At 54.1% G+C, this 21,804-nt stretch carries 18 protein-coding genes and 1 pseudogene; 3 read left to right on the top strand and 16 right to left on the bottom strand.

Annotation, left to right across the window (positions count from 1 at the left end; genetic code table 11):
* Positions 1–37 precede the first annotated feature (37 nt).
* From ACLD72_RS12880 to ACLD72_RS12845, 8 genes and pseudogenes are all read right to left on the bottom strand, one after another.
* Positions 38–1,111: a hypothetical protein gene (locus ACLD72_RS12880; RefSeq protein WP_411002094.1), complete on the bottom strand. Its 1,074-nt coding sequence runs from the start codon at positions 1,109–1,111 to the stop codon at positions 38–40.
* 198 nt (positions 1,112–1,309) lie between these two features.
* Entirely contained in the window at positions 1,310–2,371 is a 1,062-nt protein-coding gene (locus ACLD72_RS12875) for a hypothetical protein (RefSeq protein WP_411002095.1), read from the bottom strand.
* Positions 2,346–2,933, bottom strand: a complete 588-nt coding sequence (locus tag ACLD72_RS12870; protein ID WP_411002096.1) for an RNA polymerase sigma factor — start codon at positions 2,931–2,933, stop codon at positions 2,346–2,348. Before ACLD72_RS12870 ends, ACLD72_RS12875 begins: the two co-directional genes overlap by 26 nt.
* Positions 2,934–3,237: 304 nt before the next feature.
* On the bottom strand, positions 3,238–3,588 hold the full coding sequence (locus ACLD72_RS12865) for a hypothetical protein (protein WP_411002097.1): 351 nt from the start codon (positions 3,586–3,588) through the stop codon (positions 3,238–3,240).
* Positions 3,589–3,591: 3 nt separating this feature from the next.
* Positions 3,592–3,837, bottom strand: a pseudogene (locus ACLD72_RS12860) (LuxR C-terminal-related transcriptional regulator); the annotation flags it as partial.
* Positions 3,838–3,877: 40 nt separating this feature from the next.
* Entirely contained in the window at positions 3,878–7,879 is a 4,002-nt protein-coding gene (gene addA, locus ACLD72_RS12855) for a helicase-exonuclease AddAB subunit AddA (RefSeq protein ID WP_411002098.1), read from the bottom strand.
* Entirely contained in the window at positions 7,876–11,484 is a 3,609-nt protein-coding gene (gene addB, locus ACLD72_RS12850) for a helicase-exonuclease AddAB subunit AddB (protein WP_411002099.1), read from the bottom strand. Before addB ends, addA begins: the two co-directional genes overlap by 4 nt.
* A 544-nt stretch (positions 11,485–12,028) precedes the next feature.
* On the bottom strand, positions 12,029–13,399 hold the full coding sequence (locus ACLD72_RS12845; RefSeq protein WP_411002100.1) for a class I SAM-dependent rRNA methyltransferase: 1,371 nt from the start codon (positions 13,397–13,399) through the stop codon (positions 12,029–12,031).
* A 326-nt stretch (positions 13,400–13,725) separates the two neighbouring features.
* Between ACLD72_RS12845 and ACLD72_RS12840 the strand changes: the two genes are divergently transcribed.
* Entirely contained in the window at positions 13,726–14,739 is a 1,014-nt protein-coding gene (locus tag ACLD72_RS12840) for a Na/Pi cotransporter family protein (RefSeq protein WP_411002101.1), read from the top strand.
* 40 nt (positions 14,740–14,779) lie between these two features.
* Here the strand turns inward: ACLD72_RS12840 and ACLD72_RS12835 are convergent, their stop codons facing one another.
* From ACLD72_RS12835 to ACLD72_RS12805, 7 genes are all read right to left on the bottom strand, one after another.
* Entirely contained in the window at positions 14,780–15,211 is a 432-nt protein-coding gene (locus ACLD72_RS12835; RefSeq protein ID WP_411002102.1) for an NUDIX hydrolase, read from the bottom strand.
* Between the two features lie 556 nt (positions 15,212–15,767).
* Positions 15,768–17,111 (bottom strand): tRNA (N(6)-L-threonylcarbamoyladenosine(37)-C(2))-methylthiotransferase MtaB, encoded by a 1,344-nt coding sequence (gene mtaB, locus ACLD72_RS12830; protein WP_411002103.1) that lies wholly within the window; start codon positions 17,109–17,111, stop codon positions 15,768–15,770.
* A 3-nt stretch (positions 17,112–17,114) separates the two neighbouring features.
* Complete coding sequence (locus ACLD72_RS12825) at positions 17,115–17,879, bottom strand: RsmE family RNA methyltransferase (protein ID WP_411002152.1); 765 nt, start codon at positions 17,877–17,879, stop codon at positions 17,115–17,117.
* Between the two features lie 123 nt (positions 17,880–18,002).
* Positions 18,003–18,686, bottom strand: coding sequence for a site-2 protease family protein (locus tag ACLD72_RS12820; protein ID WP_411002104.1), 684 nt, complete (start codon positions 18,684–18,686; stop codon positions 18,003–18,005).
* A 5-nt stretch (positions 18,687–18,691) separates the two neighbouring features.
* Complete coding sequence (gene prmA, locus ACLD72_RS12815; protein ID WP_251587125.1) at positions 18,692–19,660, bottom strand: 50S ribosomal protein L11 methyltransferase; 969 nt, start codon at positions 19,658–19,660, stop codon at positions 18,692–18,694.
* 126 nt (positions 19,661–19,786) lie between these two features.
* Complete coding sequence (locus tag ACLD72_RS12810; RefSeq protein WP_251587127.1) at positions 19,787–19,963, bottom strand: YfhD family protein; 177 nt, start codon at positions 19,961–19,963, stop codon at positions 19,787–19,789.
* A gap of 54 nt (positions 19,964–20,017) precedes the next feature.
* Entirely contained in the window at positions 20,018–20,386 is a 369-nt protein-coding gene (locus ACLD72_RS12805) for a hypothetical protein (protein ID WP_411002153.1), read from the bottom strand.
* Between the two features lie 218 nt (positions 20,387–20,604).
* Here ACLD72_RS12805 and ACLD72_RS12800 point away from each other — a divergent pair, with 218 nt between their 5' ends.
* Entirely contained in the window at positions 20,605–21,039 is a 435-nt protein-coding gene (locus ACLD72_RS12800; protein WP_251587131.1) for a hypothetical protein, read from the top strand.
* 3 nt (positions 21,040–21,042) lie between these two features.
* Positions 21,043–21,327, top strand: a complete 285-nt coding sequence (locus tag ACLD72_RS12795) for a YxcD family protein (RefSeq protein WP_251587133.1) — start codon at positions 21,043–21,045, stop codon at positions 21,325–21,327.
* A 75-nt stretch (positions 21,328–21,402) separates the two neighbouring features.
* On the opposite strand, the gene ACLD72_RS12790 is transcribed toward ACLD72_RS12795, so the two are convergent.
* A complete protein-coding gene (locus tag ACLD72_RS12790; protein ID WP_411002105.1) occupies positions 21,403–21,762 on the bottom strand; it encodes an FMN-binding protein in 360 nt (119 codons plus the stop codon).
* Positions 21,763–21,804 lie beyond the last annotated feature (42 nt).

The following is a 21,804-nucleotide window of genomic DNA, read 5'->3' as shown; positions in this document are numbered from 1 at the left end:
AATATAAGTTCATCTCCAAGCTGCTTTTCAATACATATCAGTCAATTAATAATTTGAGTTCTTCATTTGGGGGACCTACGATGGTCATTCCGTAAAAATCGATTTCCTGATTATACTTATCAATAATAAAGCTGTTAAACGATCCGTCTTTGTCAAATCTAGCAGTAACTGAAGGAGCCCCTTCTTTGGTGAACGTCATATTATCCTCATCCCATGCATTTGTTCCTCTTGCTCCCTTATATCCTTCCAAATCAAGATTTAGCATCGTTTTCGCGTCATTTATTGCGTTCTTCATTAAAGTGTCTAACGTCAACTTCTTCATCTTTGCATTTTTTTCTTTTTCTCGTTTCTGAAATTCTTCATAACTGTCTACACCCTTACCATCGGTATGATATACATCTGCTTGGAGCAGTTCCAGCGTTTGTTCTTCAATTGCAAAGCTGACTTCCATAGCTTCTGATTTATACTTATATTGATACACATTTGGTTTGCCATCACGGACAAACATACGATCCAACTTAGCACCCTGCTTGACCTTTCCATCGGTAAGCTTGGATAATACCTGAGCAGCCTTCTTATGCACGCTTGCTGAGGCATCGTCAGGAGCATAATTTACGCCATAAGCCTCGCCATTCTCTTGCATATAAATTTGCTTATTTTGCATAGCATTCGATGAGATTGTACCCACACTGTAGATTGACTCTGAGATACTCACATATTTCGGTTCTTCTCCCGGGAACAAAGCTGCCCACGTTTCCTTCAGTTTGGTTTGATATTTCCCACCGTTTAAATCTTCATAATTGATTTTAATACCGATATCTTCGAGCTTTCCATTAGCTTTATAAGCAATAATATCGTCCTTGAAGTTCTCTCTTTTAAAATGGATAGAATCTTTCGCGGCAGTTCCATAAATCAACGTATACGTATTTCCTGTCAATTCTTTAAGCTTATCCTGAGCCGTTTGCATAAGCGTTTGCTCAGATTTAGCATCTTGCTCAATGTTCACATCCAGGTTGTTATACGTATTAGCTTGAATCGGTGTATCATATCCAAGCAGACTTCCTGATAATAAGGCTACTCCGACGATAGGAAAAATTATTTTTTTGTTCATATTAATAAACTCCTTTATTTTTTATTTTGCTTACCCACAGCTTTTTAATGGAATGCTTCAGTCACGTTGAAATGAATCTATAGAAAAACAGTAGTCATCACCCCCTCTCTCTGCCTTAGACCGATCAGCAGCACGTTCAACTTGCTAGACAATACAGCTTGTGCCATTTTAATTCAGCCTGATCTCTGCATTCCTTGGTTAGTCCGTTCCTTTTTCAGATAGCTGCTTTAGCTCAATTTTAATTGAATAGATCGTTCCTTTAGAGGTGAATAGCGCAGTCACGTCTGGAGAACCCGCTTTGGTGAAAGTTAATGTATCTAACCGTGATTCAAGTTTGGATACGTTATAATCAGCCAAGTCCAAATTCATCCATGCTTTAGCTTGTTTCACTGTTTCCTCACGGATCTTGTCCAGCTCAATTGCTTTTGTTTTCTCGACTAAATCATGATATTTATTTTTATCATTCAATTTATTAAGTTGATCCGACAACGGAAAAGCTACAATCCTTGTGATCTGATTCGTATTTTTTTGTACATCAATGAGGATAGAACCCTTGCCTGTGTTGTACACGAACTTATACACCGGGTTTTGATTGGGCCTTAAGATCATTTGACTTACTGACCGTTTACTTTGTTTAAAATCCCCAACTTTATTAAAAGCTTGGTCCGCTGCATCTTTTGCAGCATCTGGAACCTGCTTCTCTTCAATCGGTTGACTCGCATAATACCAGTGACCTTGGTCAAATTCGATGGATCTGTTTTCGTTTCGCGCCTCTATGTGAAATGTGTCCTTCTTATATTCGTACATAATCACATCATTAATTCCTTCTCCCTGGGGAAAAATCTCATTCCAAACCCTTTGCAACTGGCTTTTAAACTCTTGGTCCTCAATGTCATCAAAGCGAATCATCCCCGTATGAAAATGCTTATTCCCATCCAAACCTGTCGCATAAAGTGTATCCACCTTCTCATTTGGATTCATTTTCATTTCTTTGGCAAAAGGGTTGATATATTCAAGCAAGGATAGCCGCTCTATGGTTTGAGCCATGACAGGAGTTAGAAACACACAAAAAGCAACCAGTGCCGCTGCGATGACTCCCGCTCTTCTTGTGAAGACTGGCTTTTGGGGTGGCACGCTTTTTGATTCAAGTTTTTCTACAATCTGTTGACTAATGCTATGCTCTGGCGTCTCCGTATCCCGAATCATTTGCTCCACCTGTTGAATACTTAGAGTTTTAGATGGATTTGGTGATTGACGCATTCACTCTTCCTCCTTCATTAACTTCCTTCGTCTGTAGTTTTTTGCGAAGGCGTTCATACTTTTTGCGCACAGTGGCTGGTTTCATATTCAACATTTCACTAATCTCGTCAAAGTGATATTGATGAATCGCCCGGAGAACTAATATATGTCTCTCTTCGATCGTCAGTAAATTTAGAAAATCCTTCAGTGTAGTTTGACTGTCGATTTGCTGAGTCGAGGTCTCAGGCTGATCATATTTATAACGATCTATAAAACGAAACCACCTTTTTTTGCTCCGGATTTGATTCAGACTGTAATTGTAGGCAATTTTGTACAGCCATGCCGAAAAACTCATATTCGGACGATACTTATGTATCTGTTCATACACTCTAATAAAGATTTCTTGCCTAGCATCCTCGGCTTCTTCCTTGCTTTTGAGCATATGGTAACAATAGATATACATTGGTTTTTCAAAGTTTCTTATAATTGACGCGAAAGCTTCCTTATCACCTTGCTTAGTCCTTTCAATCAGCATCTCAATTTCTTCGGAGTCTGATTTATACTCTCTGTGCTGTCTATCCAAAAATCATCCCCCCCTCCTGGCTTTACTCTTAATACACCGATGCAGCTCATTTTGTGACAGCAACATCAAAAATAATACTTGGTAACATCATCGACCTTGAAATGATGAAAAAGAATATTTACGGGTATAAAACACTATTATTTCTCGATGTGATTCCCTACATTGAATCACAAAGATAAAAGAAGAAAAACACAGCCTATAAAGGAAATAGCACTCTTCCAGATAAACCTTTTCATAACTCAAATAACGAGAGGTTTAAGTATAGAAGGGTGCTTATATCCCCATACAGATGTGTTTTCCTGTCTTACGATAAGATATGAATACGTTCTAAATTATGAAGCTTTAGCTGCACAAGTGTACTTCTACATCTTTGCCTGCGGCAGAAACCGAGCCTGCTGCACCGAATAGCTGAGTAAGTAATAATGCAGCAGCAGCAACCCGAACGGTGCTTTTCCCCAAAACGTTTTTCTAGAATCACCAGTCCGTTCACTGCTTGGCGGCCGCGGCCTTTCAGAAAAAGCGCCGCAAGATTCAACGCCAAGTACAACAGCACATACAGCACAAACCAGGGCGATGGCGCCTCCACGGAAAAATAAGCCATGGCGATGACCAGCCCAAGCACCGTCATTTTATTGCCGATGGTCCATAATTCCATGCGCTAGCGGGTCCTCCCCGTCAAATAATAAATGGCGATTTGCGTCCGGTGTTCCAGCCCCGTTTTATTGAGGATCGAGGTAATATAATTGGCCACCGTTCCTTCGGAAATAAAGATATCTCCCGCGATTTCCCTCTTGGATATCCCTTTGGCACCGAAACGGACCGCATCCACGATGAATTCATCATCGTCAAAAGTCGTTAATATAAGCGGCTTGGTCAACTTTTCTTCCGTCAGGATGCGCGTTGCTTATTTTCAATGCCCTTGCTCCTTTTTCGCCCGCTTTATGTTACAGTTTGACGGCATCGCCGCTGTCGAAGAAATACAGCCACTTCTCATCCACCGGCCGGCCCGTAATCTCTTCCACCGCCTGGGCGTACAGCTCCAGCTGAAAACGGTATGAAGCCGCCAAAGCTTCGACACCGCCGCGGTGATCGAGCACCCGGTCGCTTTTATAATCCAGCAAAAACACCTTGCCGTCCACCGAAAACAGGCAGTCCACGATCCCCTGGATCAGCACGGTTTCCCCTGCCAGCTGCAGCCCTGCCGCCGCATCGGCCTCCGGATTCCCGGGTTCCAGCCCGCTCAGCTGCGGAGACGCTTCGACAGCAGGCAAGCCATAGCTGAAGGGCATCTCGCGCTTTATCCAATCGGCCCGCTTGAGCAGTTCGCCAAGCGGGCTGTGGAGCAGCCCGGCGATTTTGGCCGGATCGATTTCAGCCGCTTGCTCTGCCGTCATGATTTTTCGCGCCACGAGCCGTTCCAATGTAGAACGGACAAGCGCTTCGCCGGAACCGTCTTCGAACGGCAGATGCTGCATCAGCATGTGGTAGGCCGTCCCTCGTTCGGCCGGCGTAGCCTTACGCTGCTCTATGAAACGCGGACGCCGCAAGTGGAGCCGGAACTCTATCTTGTCCTCCGGCGTCTCCCGCTCCTGCCGCAGTTCCGTCTCGGCGAAAACGTCGCGCGCGGTTTCCTCCGGCCGCGTCAGCAGCGACTTCATCTCCGTCACCGACGTTTTGGCGGAAACCCGGCTGGCCGCGGCGTAAGGGTACGCCCAGTCCAGACGGGCAGCGACTTCCTGGCGCAGCTTGGCGTCGGCGGGAGTGGCGGGCTGTACCGCCACCGGCCTGCCTGACAGCAGCGCTTGTAACGCCGTTGTGTCCGGCAAGGCTCCCTCCGGCGCTGACGCTGCCATCGCTAACGCCGCTTCGGCGCTGCCAGTTTGGGCGATCTCCCGCGAAGGGACAAACGCGATGTTCCATTCGGAAGCGCCGTCCTTGAGCGATACCGGCGCCTGCTCGGGCAGTCCGGCGAACCGCCGCAGCTCCGCGGCGCTCCGGTGGCGAACGATCGCCGGTCCGATCCAGTCGAGGTAGCAGCGGCCTCGCGCCAGCATATAGTCCGGCAATTGTTCGTCCGCCGCTTCCAGCGCCGCCCCCCATACTTCAACGGCTTTGCGTAAATTTTTTACCGCGGATACGAGCACCAGCTTGTCCTTCGGACGGGTCAAAGCGACGTACAGCACACGCATCTCCTCCGCCAGCAGCTCCATCTGGGCCCGCCGGCGGATGGCCAGATTCGGCAAAGTCGGGTAGCTGACGCGGGTTTCCGTATCCACGAATTTCGGGCCAAAGCCCATTTCCTTGTGCATCAGAAACGGCGCGTTCAAATCCTGGCGGTTGAACATTTTGGACAATCCGGCCACAAACACGACCGGAAACTCCAGCCCTTTGCTTTTATGAATCGTCATGATGCGCACCGTGTCACCCTGCTCTCCGGAAGCCGCCGCCGCGCCAAGATCGCCGCCGTTTTCCCGCAGCCGTTCGACATACCGCAAAAAGCGAAACAATCCCGGAGCCTGCGCGGAAGCCTCGTACTGCCGCGCCCGGTCCAGCAGGGCCAGCAAATTGCTTTGCCGCTGTGCTCCTCCCGGCAGCCCATAGGCCCAGTCCAAATATCCGGTCTCACGGTAAATCACACGGATAAGGTTGCTGAGATCTCCTTCCCTGGCTATGTTTCGCCAGTCATTTAACCGCTGCAAGAAGCCCTTCAGCTTGTCCGTTAGCTCTTCCTCGCCCGCTTGATCCAAAGGTGCATCACTGCCGGCGCCGTCCGCAGCGTCCGTTCCCACGGATGCTCCGGCCCTCGCGCGCGCCAAAACGGCTTCATAAAATCTTCCGCCCGGAGCAGCAAGCCGGATTTCCGCCAGTTCCTCCTCCGACAAACCGAACAAGGGCGAGCGCAGCACGGCCGCAAGCGGAATATCCTGCAGCGGATTGTCCGCCACCTGCAGCAGGGACAGCATCGTTTCCACTTCCGAGGCCTGAAAATAACCCTGGCTCAGTTCCCCGTACGCCGGGATGCCTTCCAGCCGCAGCTCCTCGATCATCGCCGGCGCCCAGGATAAAGTCGAACGCAGCAAAATCGCCATATCGCCGTAGCGCACAGGCCGCATGGCCTTCAGCTGCTTATCGTAAATGCGCAGCGGTGCGCCGCCATCGCCCAGCATGCCGCGGATGCGCGCCGCGATCGCGCGCGCCTCAAGGCGCACCGCTTCCAGCACGGCGGCTTCGTCCTCCACGCCGCCGTCCTCGCCGTCCGCCGCCGAAACGGAGAAGCTGCCGCTTCCCGGTTCCCCGGCATCGGCGGCCTCATTCGAGGCGCCGTTATCCCGGTCGATCAGCAGCAGCTCGGGACGGTAATCATCCCCCTCGCCGTCCGGGAACCCCTCACCATACACCAGCTCGGCGCGCAAATCGTAAGCGATCTCCGCTACGTTTTCGTTCATGATTTGCCGGAACAGCAGGTTGACCGCGTCCACCACTTCCTGCCGGCTGCGGAAGTTGCGGGCCAAATCGATGCGCAGGCCCGTTCCCGTGAAATCGTCGCCGTAGCTCCGGTATTTCTCCAGAAACAACCCCGGTTCCGCCAGGCGGAAGCGGTAAATGCTCTGCTTGACGTCGCCGACCATAAACCGGTTGCCGGGCGCCTCCCGCGAAATGAGCCGGACGATCGCTTCCTGGACGGTATTGGTGTCCTGGTATTCGTCCAGCAGCACCTCATCGAACTGCTGCCTGTATTCCAGCGCAGCCTCCGAGGGGCGCATTTCGTCCGGAGCAGAGTCCGGGTGGCGTAAAATTTGCAGGCAGTAATGCTCAAGGTCGGAAAAATCAAGCCAGCCCTTGGCCACCTTTTCCTGCCGGTAACGCTCGCTGAATTCGCTGACCAGATCGGACAAGGCACCGAGCAGCGGCGCCATTTCGTGCAGCTCCCGCAGGAATTCCCCAGCCGGCCGGCCGTACAGCTGCGTGCGCAAATCCGCGATCGTTTTTTTCGCTTCCTCGCGCAGTGCCTTGACCCGCTCCTGCAGGTCCGGGTCGGTCTGATCCTTTTTGCAGGGCTTCAGCTTGCCGAAAGTGACGGTCTGAAAAACCTCGAAGAGCGAAGCCCACTTTCCGGCGGCCACGGCCTCCTGCAGACGCTCCACGAGGGCCAGCTCCTCCTCCAGTGTCGCCGCGTACGGCTCAGGCCCGCCAGGTGCCAGGGCCAAGGCTTTGGCCTGGGAGAGGAGCCCCGCGGCCCCGCTCAGCGTAAGCGCCGTATCCGCCAGGATGCTGGCCACCCAAGAGCTGTTCTCCAGCGCAGCCGCATCGGAGACCAAAAACGCGGCCGAAGCCTGGCGCAGCCAGCCCTCCGGCCAAGGATGGCTGCGGGAAAACTCGTAAAGCCGCAGCACCAGCGCGAACACTGCGTCGTCGCTCCGCTCCCCGCCAAACAGGTCGACGAGCGTAAGGAATGGGCTGCCCGGTACGGCAGCGCCGTATTTTTCCTCGAACAGCTGCTCCAGCACCTCCTGCCGCAGCAGAGCGGTTTCGCTTTCGGACGCGATGCGAAAGCCCGGATCGAGCGGGATCAGCGTATAATAGCGCTGGATCACCTCCATGCAGAAGGAGTGCAGCGTCGTGATCGAGGCGCGCCCCAGCATGGCCAGCTGGCGGCTGATTTCGGCGTTCGCCGGATCTTTGGCCAGCTCCTTTTCCAGCGCCTCCGTGATCCGCTGCCGCATTTCCGCAGCGGCCGCCTTCGTGAACGTCGCGACCAGCAGCCGATCGACGCTAAGCGGCCGCTCCGGGTCCGTCAGCTTGCGGATGATCCGCTCCACGAGCACCGCCGTTTTGCCCGAGCCCGCCGCCGCCGCGACCAGCATATCGCCGCCGGACAGCGTGATCGCCCGCCATTGGTCGTCGCTCCAGGTGCTTCCCTGCGGTTTTGCCGGGACTGTCATCATGATGGCATGGCCTCCTTTCCGCTTCCGTGTCCGCTTTGTTGTCCGCTTTGTTGTCCGCTTTCCCTTCCGCTTGCTTGCCAGCTCCCCTGCGCCAGAAGCGGCCAAATTTCCTGTTTTCCGGGTTTGCTCAGCATTTGATAAGAGCTGCCTTCCAGCGACTCCTCAAAGCGGCATACCGGCTTGTACACGCAATGCGTGCACGCCGTCTCCATCCCGATCCGGTACGGGGCGATCCGCACGTCCCCGTCGGTAATGCGCGTGCCGATCTCGGTGATCGTTTGCCGCACCAAGCGCAGCAGCGTTTGCCACTGGTCCGGTGTAGCCACCGAGGCACTGCTGTAAAATCCGCCGTCCGCTTTAACAGCCACCGGCAAAATATCGGAATATCCTTTTTCCAGTTGTCCATCCATTTTCGCGATCACGTCTCGATCCGCCAGCAGCAGCCCCTTCATCTTGAAGCGCTTGAGCAGCTCCTGGTGCGCCTGTTCCGGGCTCATGCCGTTGCTGCTCTGCAGCAGGGGATTATGCACGTGGAAGTACAATGTGCCCGCCGGGATGGCCGGCCGCCCGAGCCATTCCTCCGCCGAGGACAGCAGCACGTCAAGATACGTCAGCATTTGCAGCGACAATCCGTAATACACCTCGTGCAGCTTCAGGTCGGTCTGGCTCGATTTGTAGTCGATGACCCGCAGCAGCAGGCCTCCGTCCCCTTCGGCCATATCGACCCGGTCGATGCGTCCGACGATTTCCATCACGCAGCCGTTCGGCAGCTCAAACGTCAGCGGAGGCAGCGGCCGGCCCGGCCCGAAATCGAGCTCCAGCCCCACCGGCTCAAAGCTGCCCCGCCGCGCCTGCTCGCCCAGGATCAGCGATGCCCGGCCCACGATCGTCTTCAGCTTGCGGGATATGTAGCCATAACGCTTCGAGCTGAGCAAAATCTCGCCCTGCAGCTTCGGCGCCAGCTGGTCCACGGCCGCATCCGCTTCGCGCAGGCACTCCTCCGGCGTCAGGGAACCCCAGCTCCGGTTCTGCGCCTTGAACGTCATGGCCATCGCGCTCAGCGCGGCGTGGAACAGCTGGCCGATATCCGGCGCTTTCAGGCGGTACAGCTGGCGTTCCTTCAGCTTCAGCCCGTGGGAAGCAAAATGCGCGAAAGGACAGGCCGAAAACTTCTCCATCCGCGACACGCTTGTCCGCAGCCGTTTGCCGTACAGCTTGCGGCTCGCCTCCGGACTAAGCCCGCGCACCCGGTTGCGGTAAGCAAGCGAGTCAAGCAGGCGGGCGGTTTTTTCTTCCCACTCCGGCTTGCTTCTGCACCACTCCAGCACATTCCACCATACCGGCGAAACGGCTTCCCCCGCTTTCCACAAGCGCAGCTGCCCGATCAGCGTGGACAACGCCGGTGCGGGCCGCGACACGTACTGCAGCTGTGCTTCATCATGGCCGGGCCCGGCTTCGGCAACAGCCGGCGGCGCCTGGCCAATAAACTGTTCCCGCAAATCCGGGAAAATACGCCGGACATGACGGATCACTTCGGAAGGCAGCAGCGCCCCCCCATCTTCGTCCGCCGCCGCATAACTGATCCACAGCGACCGGCTGGCCAAAGTCAAAGCGCCATAGATCAGAAATCGCTCATCAAGCAGTTGGCGGGTCAGCCCGGGTGCGAGCTCGAGGCCGATTTCCGCCAGCCTGAGGCGCTCCTGTTCGCTGAAGACGCCTTCTTCCTGCAATGCTGCCGGCATGATCCCTTCATTAACGCCGGCCAGGAATAAATGCTTGACCGCACCCGAACGCGTCCGGTCCGTGCTGCCGATCAGCACCTGATCCAGGGACGGAGGCACCAGCGACAGCTTGAGGTCCTTAAGCCCGGTTTCCAACACCCCGGCAAACAGCTCCAGCTCCAGCGCTTCGCCGCCCATCATTTCGACGATCTGATCCAGCAGGTCCAGCACCGCCCCCCAAAGCTGCCGGTGCTCCATGGCCCGCTGGGGCCGGCCTTCGCGCAGCATCCGGTGCGCCAGCATATCCAAATGCCGCGCCGCTTCCGTATCCTCAAGCAGCTGGTAAACGGCCGCGCACATCTCCGCCGCCGTCTTCGCTTTTTTAATCCTTTTCTCGAACGCCGAAAGCGGCCCGGTCACGGCAGTACGGCATTGCTCCAGCATCCGCAGCACCGCGTCCCCTTTGGCTGACGCCGCTCCAGCATCTTCGCCCTGTTCCAACGACAGGCTTGGCGCGGCTTTCCAAGGCCGCCCGTCATACCAGCGATAGCCCTGGATTCCGCTGGCGAGCACGTAATTTTCCAGCACGTCCATATGCTCGCGCGTCAGGCTGCCGTCCAGCGGCAGTAAAAAATCGCTTTTGATGCAGCGGAATACATCTTCATATTTCCAGTAACCGATCACGACATCGAGCGCCGCGCGGATAAATTCGATCAGGGGATGGTGAAGCAGGCTATTTTTCCGGTCCATAAAATAAGGGATGCCGTATTCCTCCATAATCGGAGCGATTATAGGATCGTAGTCATCCAGATTCCTCACCAATAGAGCCATATCCCGCCATCGTACGCCTTCCTCGCGCGCCAGCCGCACCATCTCGCGGGCCGCTCCCTCCACTTCGGCGCGGCGGTTGCCGGCCCGGCGAAGAGACAGCGCGTGGCCGAGATCGTTTGGCGCTGTCGTGCCGGGCCACGGACTGCGGCGCTCATATGCCGATTCCAGATAAGACAGCGTTTCGCTTTCGCGGAATCGCGGATATGGCCGCTGGTCCAGAAGCTCCGTCCGCCCCGCCTCAACCCCGGTTTCTTCGGCCAGTCGGCGCAGCTTGGTGTAGGCGACCGCCGGCGCATAAAACAGGTTTAATTCATGCGGCAGGACGCCGTCATCGTAAGGCCGGTCTAGCGTCAGCGCCACGGTGACGTTCGACGCGGCCTTCAATAGGGCGCCGATCGCCGTATATTCCTGAGGCGTAAACGTATGAAATCCGTCGATCCAGATTTCCGCCCCGCGCAAATACGCCGAGTCGGCCGCTCCTTCCGCCAGCTTGACCACATGATCTTCATTATCGATGTACAGCTGGGCAAGTTCAGCGTCAAACTCGGCGAACAACAAGCCGAGATCATGTATTTTATCCACGAGCAGCGGAGATTCCCCGGCGGCCGACTGCAACAATTGATGATGCTCCGGCAAATTGGAGAACTCCACGTTATATTTCTTCATTTCCGTATACAGCGCGGCGATCCGGTCGATCAGGCCAAGCTGGTCTCCGCCGCGGCCGAACAGCTTCAGCTCATCGCGGCGCCGGCGCAGGATTTTGTAGAGCAGCATTTTTTTGCCCTCGTCGTTGATCGGCACAAGCGCCGCTCCTCCCGTCTCCTGCATGATGCGCAGCGCCAGACGGCGGAATCCGAGCACTTGGGTGCGGACGGTCCCTTTAAGGTCCGGCGCGGTCACGATTCGCTGCTCGATCTGGAACGTTCCCTGCTCCGGTGCGAGAATGATAAGCGGCGGACCTGCGGGATCTTCCCGCAGCCGGGTGATGACCCGCTCGAGAATCAGGCTGCTCTTCCCGCTTCCGGAACGGCCGATAATGAACTGTAAAGACATGGGATTCCCTCCTAGCTACCACGGACGATTCGTACAACCAACAGTATAGCATAGATGCGATCAAACATTCGCACTAGATCAGTTGAACTAATGATTTTACGGATTTTCCATTATTGAATGAATAGTTGCAAAATGTACAGTTACTTATCCGATACTTATCCGAAAATTGCCCGAGGACTTCGGCTTTTTCTAAACTTTGAACGCTGCTCTAACGGACACCAGCGACCCTTATCGACCCATTTCCCGGGTATTTCCCAGGCTAACGGACCCACATGACCTTATTTCACTCTAAACCAGTTCATCCAGGCCGATTTGAGGTAAATAAGGTCCTCTGTGTCCGGTACATTTTGCAAACCTCCGTTTTTCCGAAAATAACGGCTCTGGTGTCCCTTAGCCCCCAGAATTACTCTTCTCCTCCCCTCTCTCCCTGCTCATCGACTTCCACCCTGTCCGAAATTTTATAAATCCTATAAAATTTAAGAAAAACGCCACTCCTCCAATTTGGGAGAAATGGCGTGTAAACTTCCGGTTTTACTATACCTAATCAAAACGTTTTGCTGCGCACCTCAAAGATCGCAAATTTCAAATAATGCCCCTCATCCACGCCGAGGATTTGCGGATGGTCTTTTCCGGCCGCCCGCCATTCGATCAACCGCAGCACTTTTCCCGCATCCTCCGCCGCTTCCAGAATCGTCTCCAGGAACAAGTCGGGCCGCATATGGTAGGAGCAACTGGCGGTCACCAAATACCCGCCTTCGTTAACCAGCTTCATCCCGTGCAGATTGATGTCCTTGTAGCCGCGGCACGCGCCTTTAACCGCGCTTTTCGTTTTGGCGAACGCCGGCGGATCGAGAATGACCACATCCCAGGTCCGTCCGCCTCCGGCCGGAAGAGGCACGGAGGTATCCACCTTGCCGCCCGGCGCAGCCCTGCGGGCGCGCTCCTCCACTCCCTTCACTTGGCTGCGGAGATAGTCAAACGCGTCGGCGACGACAAATTCCACGCGGTCTTCAAACCCGTTGAGCTCCACGTTCCGCTTCGCGCTATCGATCGCGTGCTCGGAAATATCGAGGCAGGTCACTTTTTTGGCACCGTATTTGCAGGCATGCAGCGTGAAGCTGCCCGTATGCGAAAAGCATTCCAGCACCGTGGCTCCGTCCCAGTAAGGAAAGGTTACCTCTTTGCCGTTGCGGTTCACGGGAGCAAGCCGGACGCCGCCATCCTCTGCCGGGAGCTCCTGCAGCGCAATTCCGCTGTGCCCGCCCCAGCCCGTCATCAAAGGTTTGATTGAGGCCCGGTTTTCGCGCTGATCGAAAAAATACCCCGTTTTTTGCCCCTGTTCGATATCAACCTCGATTTTCAGCCCGTTTTCCGTTACGATCACATGGCGCGGCGGATTGCCGTAAACCGGCCCCTTTACCTGCCCCAACCCCTCCATCTCGCGTACGGACACGTCGCTCCGCTCATATATGCCGACCGGCCGGAGCACTTCCGCCAGCGCTGCTACGATATTTTCCCGGCAGCGATCCATCCCTAGGGTCAGCAGTTGAACGACAAGGACATCGCCGAACTTGTCCACGATCAGGCCCGGCAAAAAATCGGCTTCGCCGTAGACAAGCCGGTACGATTCTTCGTTCACGAACCGCTCGCGGTGCCGCAGGCAGTCCGAAATCCTTTTGATGAAGAAGTCCTTGTCCATTTCGGCCAGCGGCTGATATGAAACCGCCCGGACCGTAATTTGCGAAGCAGGGTTGTAGTACCCTGTCGCCAAATATCTGTGCCGGTGGTCGACGATGTCTACCAGGCTTCCCGGGGCCGGATCGCCCTCTACGGATGCAATTTCATTGCGGTAAATCCACGGATGCCCTTTTTCCAGCCGTTTTTTGCGGCTACGCTCTAAAATGACTTTGGCCACTTGTTTAATTCACTCCTAATTAAGATTGTTGTTCTCTCTCGTTCTAAGGTGTGCGCGGCATCCCCGCCATTTGCATCAAGCATGTAAGTCGTCCCGCCATCATATATGTAACTTGTACACTTAAAATGGTTGTTCAAAAAGTCAACTTTTGATCACGAAGCAGATCACGAAGCGGACTCGACATCGAATCTTGAATTCATCCGGGCCTTCCGTTGCTCACGTAGGATCTTCCTACGCTCCGCTACTCAGTCCCTAGCTTCATCCAACCTTCTCGGTGCTGAAAAGCCGACTTTTTGAACTCTCACTTAAAAAGGGGGCCTTGCAGCATGTTTCAAGAGATTATTTTTCCGGTCACATTTGGACTGGCCCTGTTCTTGTTCGGCATGAAAATCATGGAGGCAGCCCTTCACGCCTGGGCCGGCCCGAAGCTGATGCGGTTTCTGCATACGACGACGCGTACGCCCTGGACGGGAATGCTGTCCAGCACATTTATCACTGCCATTTTGCAGAGCAGTACGGCGGTTACCGTCATGACGATCGGTCTTGTCAATGCCGGCCTGCTCTCTTATGCCCGGACGCTCGGCATTATCCTTGGCGGCAATATTGGGACTTGCATCACCACGGAATTGATCGCTTTAAATATCGCCAAGCTCGGCGCGCCGATGCTGATCGTATCTTTGCTGCTGTGGGCCGGAGCCGTACTTGGGGATGAAATGCTGCCCGCCTATGTAAAACGGAGGTTCCCTATGCTTCTTCCCTTGCAGTTTGGCGCTTTGGCCGCGGCCGGGTTCAGTCTGGTGATGATCGCGATCCGCATGATGCAGTCGATCGGCCCGGCGCTGGAAGCGCGCGGCGCCATCGACTGGCTGCTGGAGCATGCCACCGGCAGCCTCCTGTGGGGAGCTGTCACCGGGGCGGTGCTGACGGCAATCATTCACAGCAGCGCGGCGGTCGTCGCCATGACGATGGGGCTGGTCGGAAGCGGCGCCCTTCCGGTCGAGCTCGGGATCGCCATGGTGATCGGCTCCAATGTCGGGACCTGTGTCACCGCGCTGATTGCCGCCATCGGAGGAACGCGCCCCGGGCAATTCGTCGCCTGGTCGCATGTTATACTAAATGTGCTCGGTGCCGCGTTGTTTCTTCCGATGGCACCGTGGCTTGAAGCTGCCGTAACCTGGCTGTCCCCGGATCTTTCGGCGCAAATCGCACATACGCAAACGATTTTTAACGTGGCTAGTTCGTTGCTGGCGCTGCCGTTTTGCTATTTGCCCATTTGGTCCCGGTTGGACCATTCCGGTTCGGACGCCGCACCGGCTCTGCCGCCCGCAAAGCCGATTTAAACAAGGGGCGGCGCCGGTTCCGGGCCTCTTTGGCTTGAAGCTAGGGCTGTAAACCAAGCATCTTGAGCGCTTTTTCCAAAATAAAATCGTTATTATCGTATCCCGATTTCTGCTGAAGCTTCCACGCTTCCTGCGGATCGTACCAGGCAACGCTGCGGATTTCCTCCAACTGCGGGCGAAGCTTGCCGCTTTCGCATTCCACCAGATAATAGTGGACTTCCTTATCCACACTCCCATATTTGGGATGCATATAAGTATAAGCAATGATATCAATCAGCTTTATAATCCGGCCGACGATGCCCGTCTCCTCCCAAATTTCCCGAAGCGCTGTTTGCTCCACGGTCTCGCCGGGCTCTCTTTTTCCTTTGGCAAACGATATTTTGCCGTACCGATCGGTAATCAACTGAATTTGCATCCGGCCGCCATCCTTATGATAGACAACCCCTCCTGCAGAGATTTCTTTGAATGCCATTCTGGCTGTACCTCCTTCTTATGGGCCTCATCCCTGCCAAACCGGGATCTCATCCCTCCCAAACCCTCCCTTACGGTAAGGGAGGGCCCCAAGGGCTTAGCAGCCCTTGGGAAACCTGCAAACTGGACTAACGTGGGAGGGACTGAGGCGCTCCTGCTGCTGTTCCCTTCGGGAATGCGCCTAACTTCGTGGGTGGAACGCTTTTCTCCCCTTCGGGGTACGTCTTACTTTTTGCGCTCTCGGGTTACCTGCTGAAAACCGCAAATAACGTGGGGGCAACAGAGACGTTCTTTAGCCGCTCTCCCTGCGGGATTCGCTCTACTTCGTGCATGGAACCACTAGCTTTCGAATCGAAATAGAGTCCGCCGGAAATCTAACGGTTGTGGCAACCGTTAGAAGTGCTCCCCCCTTTCGGGGCACGTCTTACTTTTTGCGCTCCTGGTTTACCGTTGAAATGCATTGCTCGCTATCTTGCTTTCGCCCTAATGCGACAACAAGGATTTCAACCCTGGAGGGTTGAAATCCTTGCTTAACGCCCGAGTGGGCAAAAACCTATTTAAGCCAAGGCTTGCGCGGATTCGTCCAGGACGCGCACCAGTTGGCCTTCGTTTGTATTGACGTCGGCCTTGGTGAGTTTGACGCGGCAAATTTTGCCGGTCAAGTCCGGGGTGCCCGGGAAACGAATCTGCAAATAGTTGTCGCTGAAGCCGGTCGCGAAACCGTCTCCGGCCGTTCCTTTGTCGTCTTTTTCCGGAATGACCTCCAGCACCTGACCGACGAATTTCTCGGCATAGGCTAGCTGCATTTGTTCCGACAAATCGATCAACTCATGCACGCGGGCATGTTTGACCTCTTCATCCACTTGGTCCTCCATCCGCGCGGCCGGCGTCCCGGTCCGTTTGGAATACGGGAACACGTGGATTTCCGAAAAGCCGATCCGCTTGATCGCTTCATAACCTTCGCGGAACTGCTCATCGGTTTCGCCGGGGAAGCCAACGATGACGTCCGTCGTAATAGCAACCTCCGGCATAAATTCTCGGATCATTCTGATTTTATGCTCGTATTCCTCGATAGTATACTTTCTTCTCATCCGTTTAAGCACTTCGTTGCTGCCCGCCTGCAGCGGAATATGGAAATGCCGGCACATTTTGGAAGAACCCTTCAACACTTCCAGCATGCGCTCATCGATTTGGCTCGCTTCGATCGAACTGATGCGGATCCGGCCGAGGCCTTCCACTTTATCCAAATCCCACAGCAAATCCGACAGGCGGTAGTTTTCGAGATCGTCGCCATACCCGCCGGTATGGATACCGGTTAACACGATTTCCTTGTAGCCTGCGGCGACCAGTTGGCGCGCCTGCTGAACCACGCTTTGCGGATCGCGGCTGCGTGACAGACCACGCGACCAAGGGATGATGCAGAAAGTGCAGAAATTGTTGCAGCCCTCTTGAATTTTCAAGAAAGCACGGGTATGGTCGGCAAAATTCGGAACGTCCAGCTCTTCGAATTCGCGGGTTTTCATAATGTTGCGTACGGCGTTGATCGGCTTGCGCTGCTCCTGGATTTGCTTCACGTAAGGGATGATTTTATCCCGATCCTGCGTGCCGATGACCAAATCGACGCCAGGGATGTCCAAAATTTCCGCCGGGGACGTTTGCGCGTAACAGCCCGTCACGGCCACGATAGCGTCCGGATTGCGGCGCACGGCGCGCCGGATGATCTGCCGGCTTTTTTTATCCCCCGTATTCGTCACGGTGCACGTATTAATCAAATAGACGTCGGCGGTCTGTTGTTCGAAATCGACCTGCTCGTAGCCCTCGTTTTTAAACAGCTGCCATATGGCTTCGGTATCGTAAAAGTTGACTTTACAACCTAAGGTGTAAAATGCGACAGATGGCATCGTTCAAATTCCCCCCATTTCTCCGGATTCATACATGATGCAGGTCAAAGCGGCCATAGCGGCCGTCTCGGTCCGCAAAATACGTCGTCCCAAACCGACGGCAACCGCTCCCTTGGCTTCGGCTTCCCGCACTTCTTCTTCGGAAAAACCGCCCTCAGGTCCAACCACAACGGCGATTTTGTAAGTCTGTTCGGGATCAATCCGCTTAGCAAAAGGCTGCAATACGTCCCGCAACTGCTGGCCATGCTCTTTTTCATAACACAAGCACACCAAATCGCAGGAACCCAAAGCGGACATCAGCCCTTCCCATTTCACCGGCATCTCCACCGCCGGGATTTTGCTGCGGTGCGCCTGCTCGGCGGCTTCTTTGGCAATTTTCCGCCAGCGACCAAGGCGCTTCTCTTCCTTCTTCTGATCGTACTGCACAACCGTGCGCGCGGACAAAAAAGGAAGGAAAACGGACGCCCCGATCTCCGTGCACTTCTGGATTACGGTTTCCATCTTGTCGCCTTTCGGCAAGCTCTGGGCCACCATCACCTGCAGCCACGGCTCTCCGGACGCAGCCAGTGTCTCTATAATAGCCGCAGTAACTTGCTGCGGCTCCATTGTCGTTATTTCTGCGAGGACTTCACGGGATATTCCATCGCTTACGATGAGCTTATCGCCCGGTTTGGAACGCATCACCTTGCCGATATGGCGCGCATCCTCCCCGACAATCGCCACTTCCCGTTCACCAAACTGCGATGGCTCCACAAAATAACGCTGCATGCTTATCATCCTCACCAAAAAAATACAAGTTCAAAAAGTAGCTGACTTTTTGAACTACCTCTAAAAATCACTAAATTACATCATACAACTTTTAATATGTTTGTTCCAGTCTTTCTTCCCGCCTCAAGCCCCGAACAACAGCATGAAAAATTGGCCGAATTGGAAGTACATTGAATAGGCCGCCTGATACAGGGGTTCGATCGTATATGCCCGCAAAGCGGGAACCATTAGGATGATCAAAAAGATAAGGACGGACCATTGCTCAAATTGCTGCAATTTGCCGAGTACGCGGCGCGGGACGATATCCTCCAGGATACGGTATCCGTCCAGCGGCGGCAGCGGAATCAAGTTGAATAAAAATAAGAAAAAGTTCATGCTGTTGAACAGATTGAAAAAAATCATAATCGCTTGAAAAAGCCGCTCGTTCGTAATCGAGTCCAAAACGCCAAACTGCGCCAGCATCACGTACACCAGGGTGCCCAGCACACCGAGCAGCAAATTGCTGAGCGGTCCGGCCGCCGAGACGACCACTCCCATCAGGCGGGGCTTGCTGAAATTGTCCCGGTTGACCGGAACCGGCCTCGCCCAGCCGAAGCCGGCGATCAGCAGCAGAATGATCCCCAAAAAATCGAAATGAACCGCCGGATTCAGCGTTACGCGGCCAAGCAGCTTGGCCGTGGGATCGCCGAATTTGTTGGCGAAATAAGCGTGCGAAAACTCATGTAACGTAAAAGCGATCACCAGCGTGATCAAATAAAACGGAAGCTGGTCCAAAGGGACGCGTAATATTTGGTTTAAAAAATCCATGCAAGCTACCTCTTTCTCGCCACGAAAGCAACCCAATCCTCTTCCCGGGCCGTTTGCTCGATCTCAAACCCCGCTGCAAGCAGCGCTTCCTCTACGGCTTGTTCTTTATTTTTATAGATCCCCGAAGCGATATAATATCCTCCCGGCTGCAGGGCCTGGAATACATCGTCGATAAAAAGCAAAATGATTTCCGCCAAAATGTTGGCCACGACGACCCGGACCGGCAGCGACACTTGCAATTTGCCGCTTCCGCCGCCTTTCAGCACCGACAGCAAATCGCTTTCCACAACCTGGATTTTGTCCTCCAGCCCGTTCAGCTTCGTGTTTTCGCTTGCGCTGGACACGGCCACCGGATCGAGATCAAGCGCCAGCACCCGGGAAGCGCCCAGGCGGCATGCGCCGATCGCCAAAATGCCCGAACCGGTTCCAACGTCAATTACTTCGTCCCCTTCGCGGATAACCCCCTCCAGTGTGCGCAAACATAAAGATGTCGTGGGGTGTGTTCCTGTGCCAAATGCCATGCCGGGATCAAGCTCAATAATTTTTTCCTCCGGCGACTGGGGCGCGTAATCCTCCCAGGTCGGCTTAATCGTTAATTTATCGGATACCCTTAGCGGCTTGAAATACTGCTTCCAGTTGTTGGCCCAGTCGTCTTCGCTTACATCTCTAACCGAAATTTCCGCCTGGCCCGGGTCGATATCATAACCTCTAAGCTCTTCGATCCGTTCCTTCACTTCGGAGATGATCGCCTCGATCTCCAAGCCCTCCGGAAAATAGCCGCTGATTTTGGCTTCGCCCTCGGGAATGTCGTTGGGCGGAATTTCAAACCACTGGCCCAGCGAGGTATCGCGCGGCTTATCGTTGTCGGCGTGCTCCTCGATCGTAACGCCCCCGGCCCCGGCTTCATGCAGAAAATTCGAGATCATTTCCACGGCTTCTTCCGTCGTATGTATAGTAATTTCCTTCCAAATCATCGCAAGTTTTCCTCCTTGGCTCTCATGCATAAGATTTATTGTACTATAGAATGCAGATGGAGACAAAACAGGGCGGAGCGAACCGTTTTGCGGGTTCCTCCGCCCTGTTCCATATCCTTTTTAAGCCTATAGCCGATATTGTCCTTGCTGGCGCGCATCGGCCCGTTCACTGCGCTGCAGCGCCTCCCAATCCTCCTGGTCGGCCATTTCTTCGGAAAATTCCACGTCCTCGTTATGCCCGATCGTAAGCCGCGATTTGGCTGTCGTCCGTTTCGTCCGGCGATCCTGCTCGCTTTGACTCATTCCTTCACAGCTCCCTTCACGAATATTCCAAAATGTAACGCTCGCGGTTTAACACTAAATCAAACCGCCCGCTTCTTCCACGATGCGCAGCGCCTGATGATGCACTGACTCGTCGACCACGGCGGTCAGCACTATATCGTGCCCGGTTGGTCCGCCCTGGCCGCCGTGGCTGAGCCCGCTGGCAGCCGGATCCGCCGCCGCCAGGATCCCTGCGGAACGGTTTGTGATCGCGGCGTCCTGCGTGATGGCCGCCAAGCCGGAAATGCTCCCGGTTACCGAATTTCCGGGATCATATCCCTCTCCCGGGTAACGGCTGAAGCGGTCGATCGACATATCGACGACCCGCAAAGCGCTCAGCTTGCGCGCTGCGCCTTCCGCCTGCTCCGGACTTTTGAAATACGCCAAAATATTTTTTTCGCCCATACGTATCCCTGCCTTTCGTTTCAGCTTGAAAATGAAGCTGCACCGCTGCAGTTCATGATAAGTAGGATGCAAATTTGCCCATGGCTTTATGCAATGTTTCTCGAAAGTGAGACCGCTATCGAAATAATATTTTAAAATTGAAACGCCTGCGGCTCTCGTCCGTATTACTTGCTAAAGAACAGAACATAATTATGTGCATAGGAGGGTTTCTGCTAATTATGATGAAAAAATTGATGCTGATCGCGATGGCCTTTACTTTATTTTTCGCCTTCACGACCCCCGATTTGGCCGATGCCAAGCGAGGCGGCTTCAAATCCGGTCCAAGAACCTATAACCCGGCGCCTAACAAGCCGGCTACTGGCGATTACCAGCGGACCGATGGAGCAACCAGCAATAAAAACGGCGGAACAGTAGGCTCCACGACAGGGCGAGGCTTTTTTAGCGGCGGCGGCTTTATGCGCGGCCTGATGGTCGGCGGACTAGCAGGACTATTGTTCGGCGGTTTGTTCGGCAATATGGGCTTCTTCGGCAACTTGCTGGGGCTTGCCGTCAACCTGCTTGCCATTTACGTGATCATCGCTGCCGCCGTGGCTTTGTACCGGCGTTTCAAACGCCAGCCGCGCCAAGAGCACCCGCGTGGAGGAAGATACTAAATCATGGTTCTCGGCATGGATGAAATCATCAACGCGATTTGTCTTCATACTGCGGACAGAACGGGAGTCCGCCCCACTGACGTTCAGGTGGAATTAAGCTGGGACGAGGATACCGGTTACACCGCGGAGGTGTGGGTTAACGGCCGTAGCCGTTACCTGGTGGAATCCAATATCATGGAATCGATCATCCAATACGTTTATCGGGAATATGGCATGCGCACGTTCCGGGAAGATATTACGCTCGAACTGCACGAAGAAATCATCGCGATTATTCGGAAGGACCTGTAGACTGCTCAAACGGAAAAATAAAGAACCTGGTCATTATTCATGAACCAGGTTCTTTTCTTTGGGAAGCTGCCTTTGTTATTTTTGGGCCCCTTCGAGTGCTTCGGTTACCGCTTCAATAACCGCTGCGCTGGATTTGGACGCGCCGGAGACAACATCGACTCCATCCGTGGTTTGCTTTTCGATGATTTCCGGAATGGTCGTCTCCACCGCCGCGTCGATGATGCTCTGCGTTTCTCCGTGTTCGACAATTTCGATATTGGCTATTTTCTCCCCTTTAATTTCAACGGCTACTTTCACTTCGCTTTTTGCCCCTTGGGCGCTGCCTTCATAAGTACCGTCCACATAGTTTCCGCCGCCTGCGCCGGAACAACCCGCCAAGGCCAGGGACACGCCAAGAATAACCGTAAAAATTCCTATCTTTGCTTTTTTGTACATGTTGAATTTGATCTCCTTTTGATCTCCTTAATGGTATCAGGT

The sequence above is a fragment of the Paenibacillus lacisediminis genome (assembly GCF_046567315.2).
This window is presented reverse-complemented; position numbering and strand designations above follow the sequence as displayed.

Bases quoted from the DNA above. Each gene is read 5' to 3' on its own strand.
- addB (WP_411002099.1), bottom strand. From the start codon at position 11,484: ATGTCTTTACAGTTCATTATCGGCCGTTCCGGAAGCGGGAAGAGCAGC.
- ACLD72_RS12835 (WP_411002102.1), bottom strand. From the start codon at position 15,211: ATGGCATTCAAAGAAATCTCTGCAGGAGGGGTTGTCTATCATAAGGAT.
- prmA (WP_251587125.1), bottom strand. From the start codon at position 19,660: ATGATTTGGAAGGAAATTACTATACATACGACGGAAGAAGCCGTGGAA.
- ACLD72_RS12880 (WP_411002094.1), bottom strand. From the start codon at position 1,111: ATGAACAAAAAAATAATTTTTCCTATCGTCGGAGTAGCCTTATTATCA.
- ACLD72_RS12825 (WP_411002152.1), bottom strand. From the start codon at position 17,879: ATGCAGCGTTATTTTGTGGAGCCATCGCAGTTTGGTGAACGGGAAGTG.
- addA (WP_411002098.1), bottom strand. From the start codon at position 7,879: ATGATGACAGTCCCGGCAAAACCGCAGGGAAGCACCTGGAGCGACGAC.
- ACLD72_RS12865 (WP_411002097.1), bottom strand. From the start codon at position 3,588: ATGGAATTATGGACCATCGGCAATAAAATGACGGTGCTTGGGCTGGTC.
- mtaB (WP_411002103.1), bottom strand. From the start codon at position 17,111: ATGCCATCTGTCGCATTTTACACCTTAGGTTGTAAAGTCAACTTTTAC.
- ACLD72_RS12800 (WP_251587131.1), top strand. From the start codon at position 20,605: ATGATGAAAAAATTGATGCTGATCGCGATGGCCTTTACTTTATTTTTC.
- ACLD72_RS12810 (WP_251587127.1), bottom strand. From the start codon at position 19,963: ATGAGTCAAAGCGAGCAGGATCGCCGGACGAAACGGACGACAGCCAAA.
- ACLD72_RS12805 (WP_411002153.1), bottom strand. From the start codon at position 20,386: ATGGGCGAAAAAAATATTTTGGCGTATTTCAAAAGTCCGGAGCAGGCG.
- ACLD72_RS12820 (WP_411002104.1), bottom strand. From the start codon at position 18,686: ATGGATTTTTTAAACCAAATATTACGCGTCCCTTTGGACCAGCTTCCG.
- ACLD72_RS12790 (WP_411002105.1), bottom strand. From the start codon at position 21,762: ATGTACAAAAAAGCAAAGATAGGAATTTTTACGGTTATTCTTGGCGTG.
- ACLD72_RS12875 (WP_411002095.1), bottom strand. From the start codon at position 2,371: ATGCGTCAATCACCAAATCCATCTAAAACTCTAAGTATTCAACAGGTG.
- ACLD72_RS12840 (WP_411002101.1), top strand. From the start codon at position 13,726: ATGTTTCAAGAGATTATTTTTCCGGTCACATTTGGACTGGCCCTGTTC.
- ACLD72_RS12795 (WP_251587133.1), top strand. From the start codon at position 21,043: ATGGTTCTCGGCATGGATGAAATCATCAACGCGATTTGTCTTCATACT.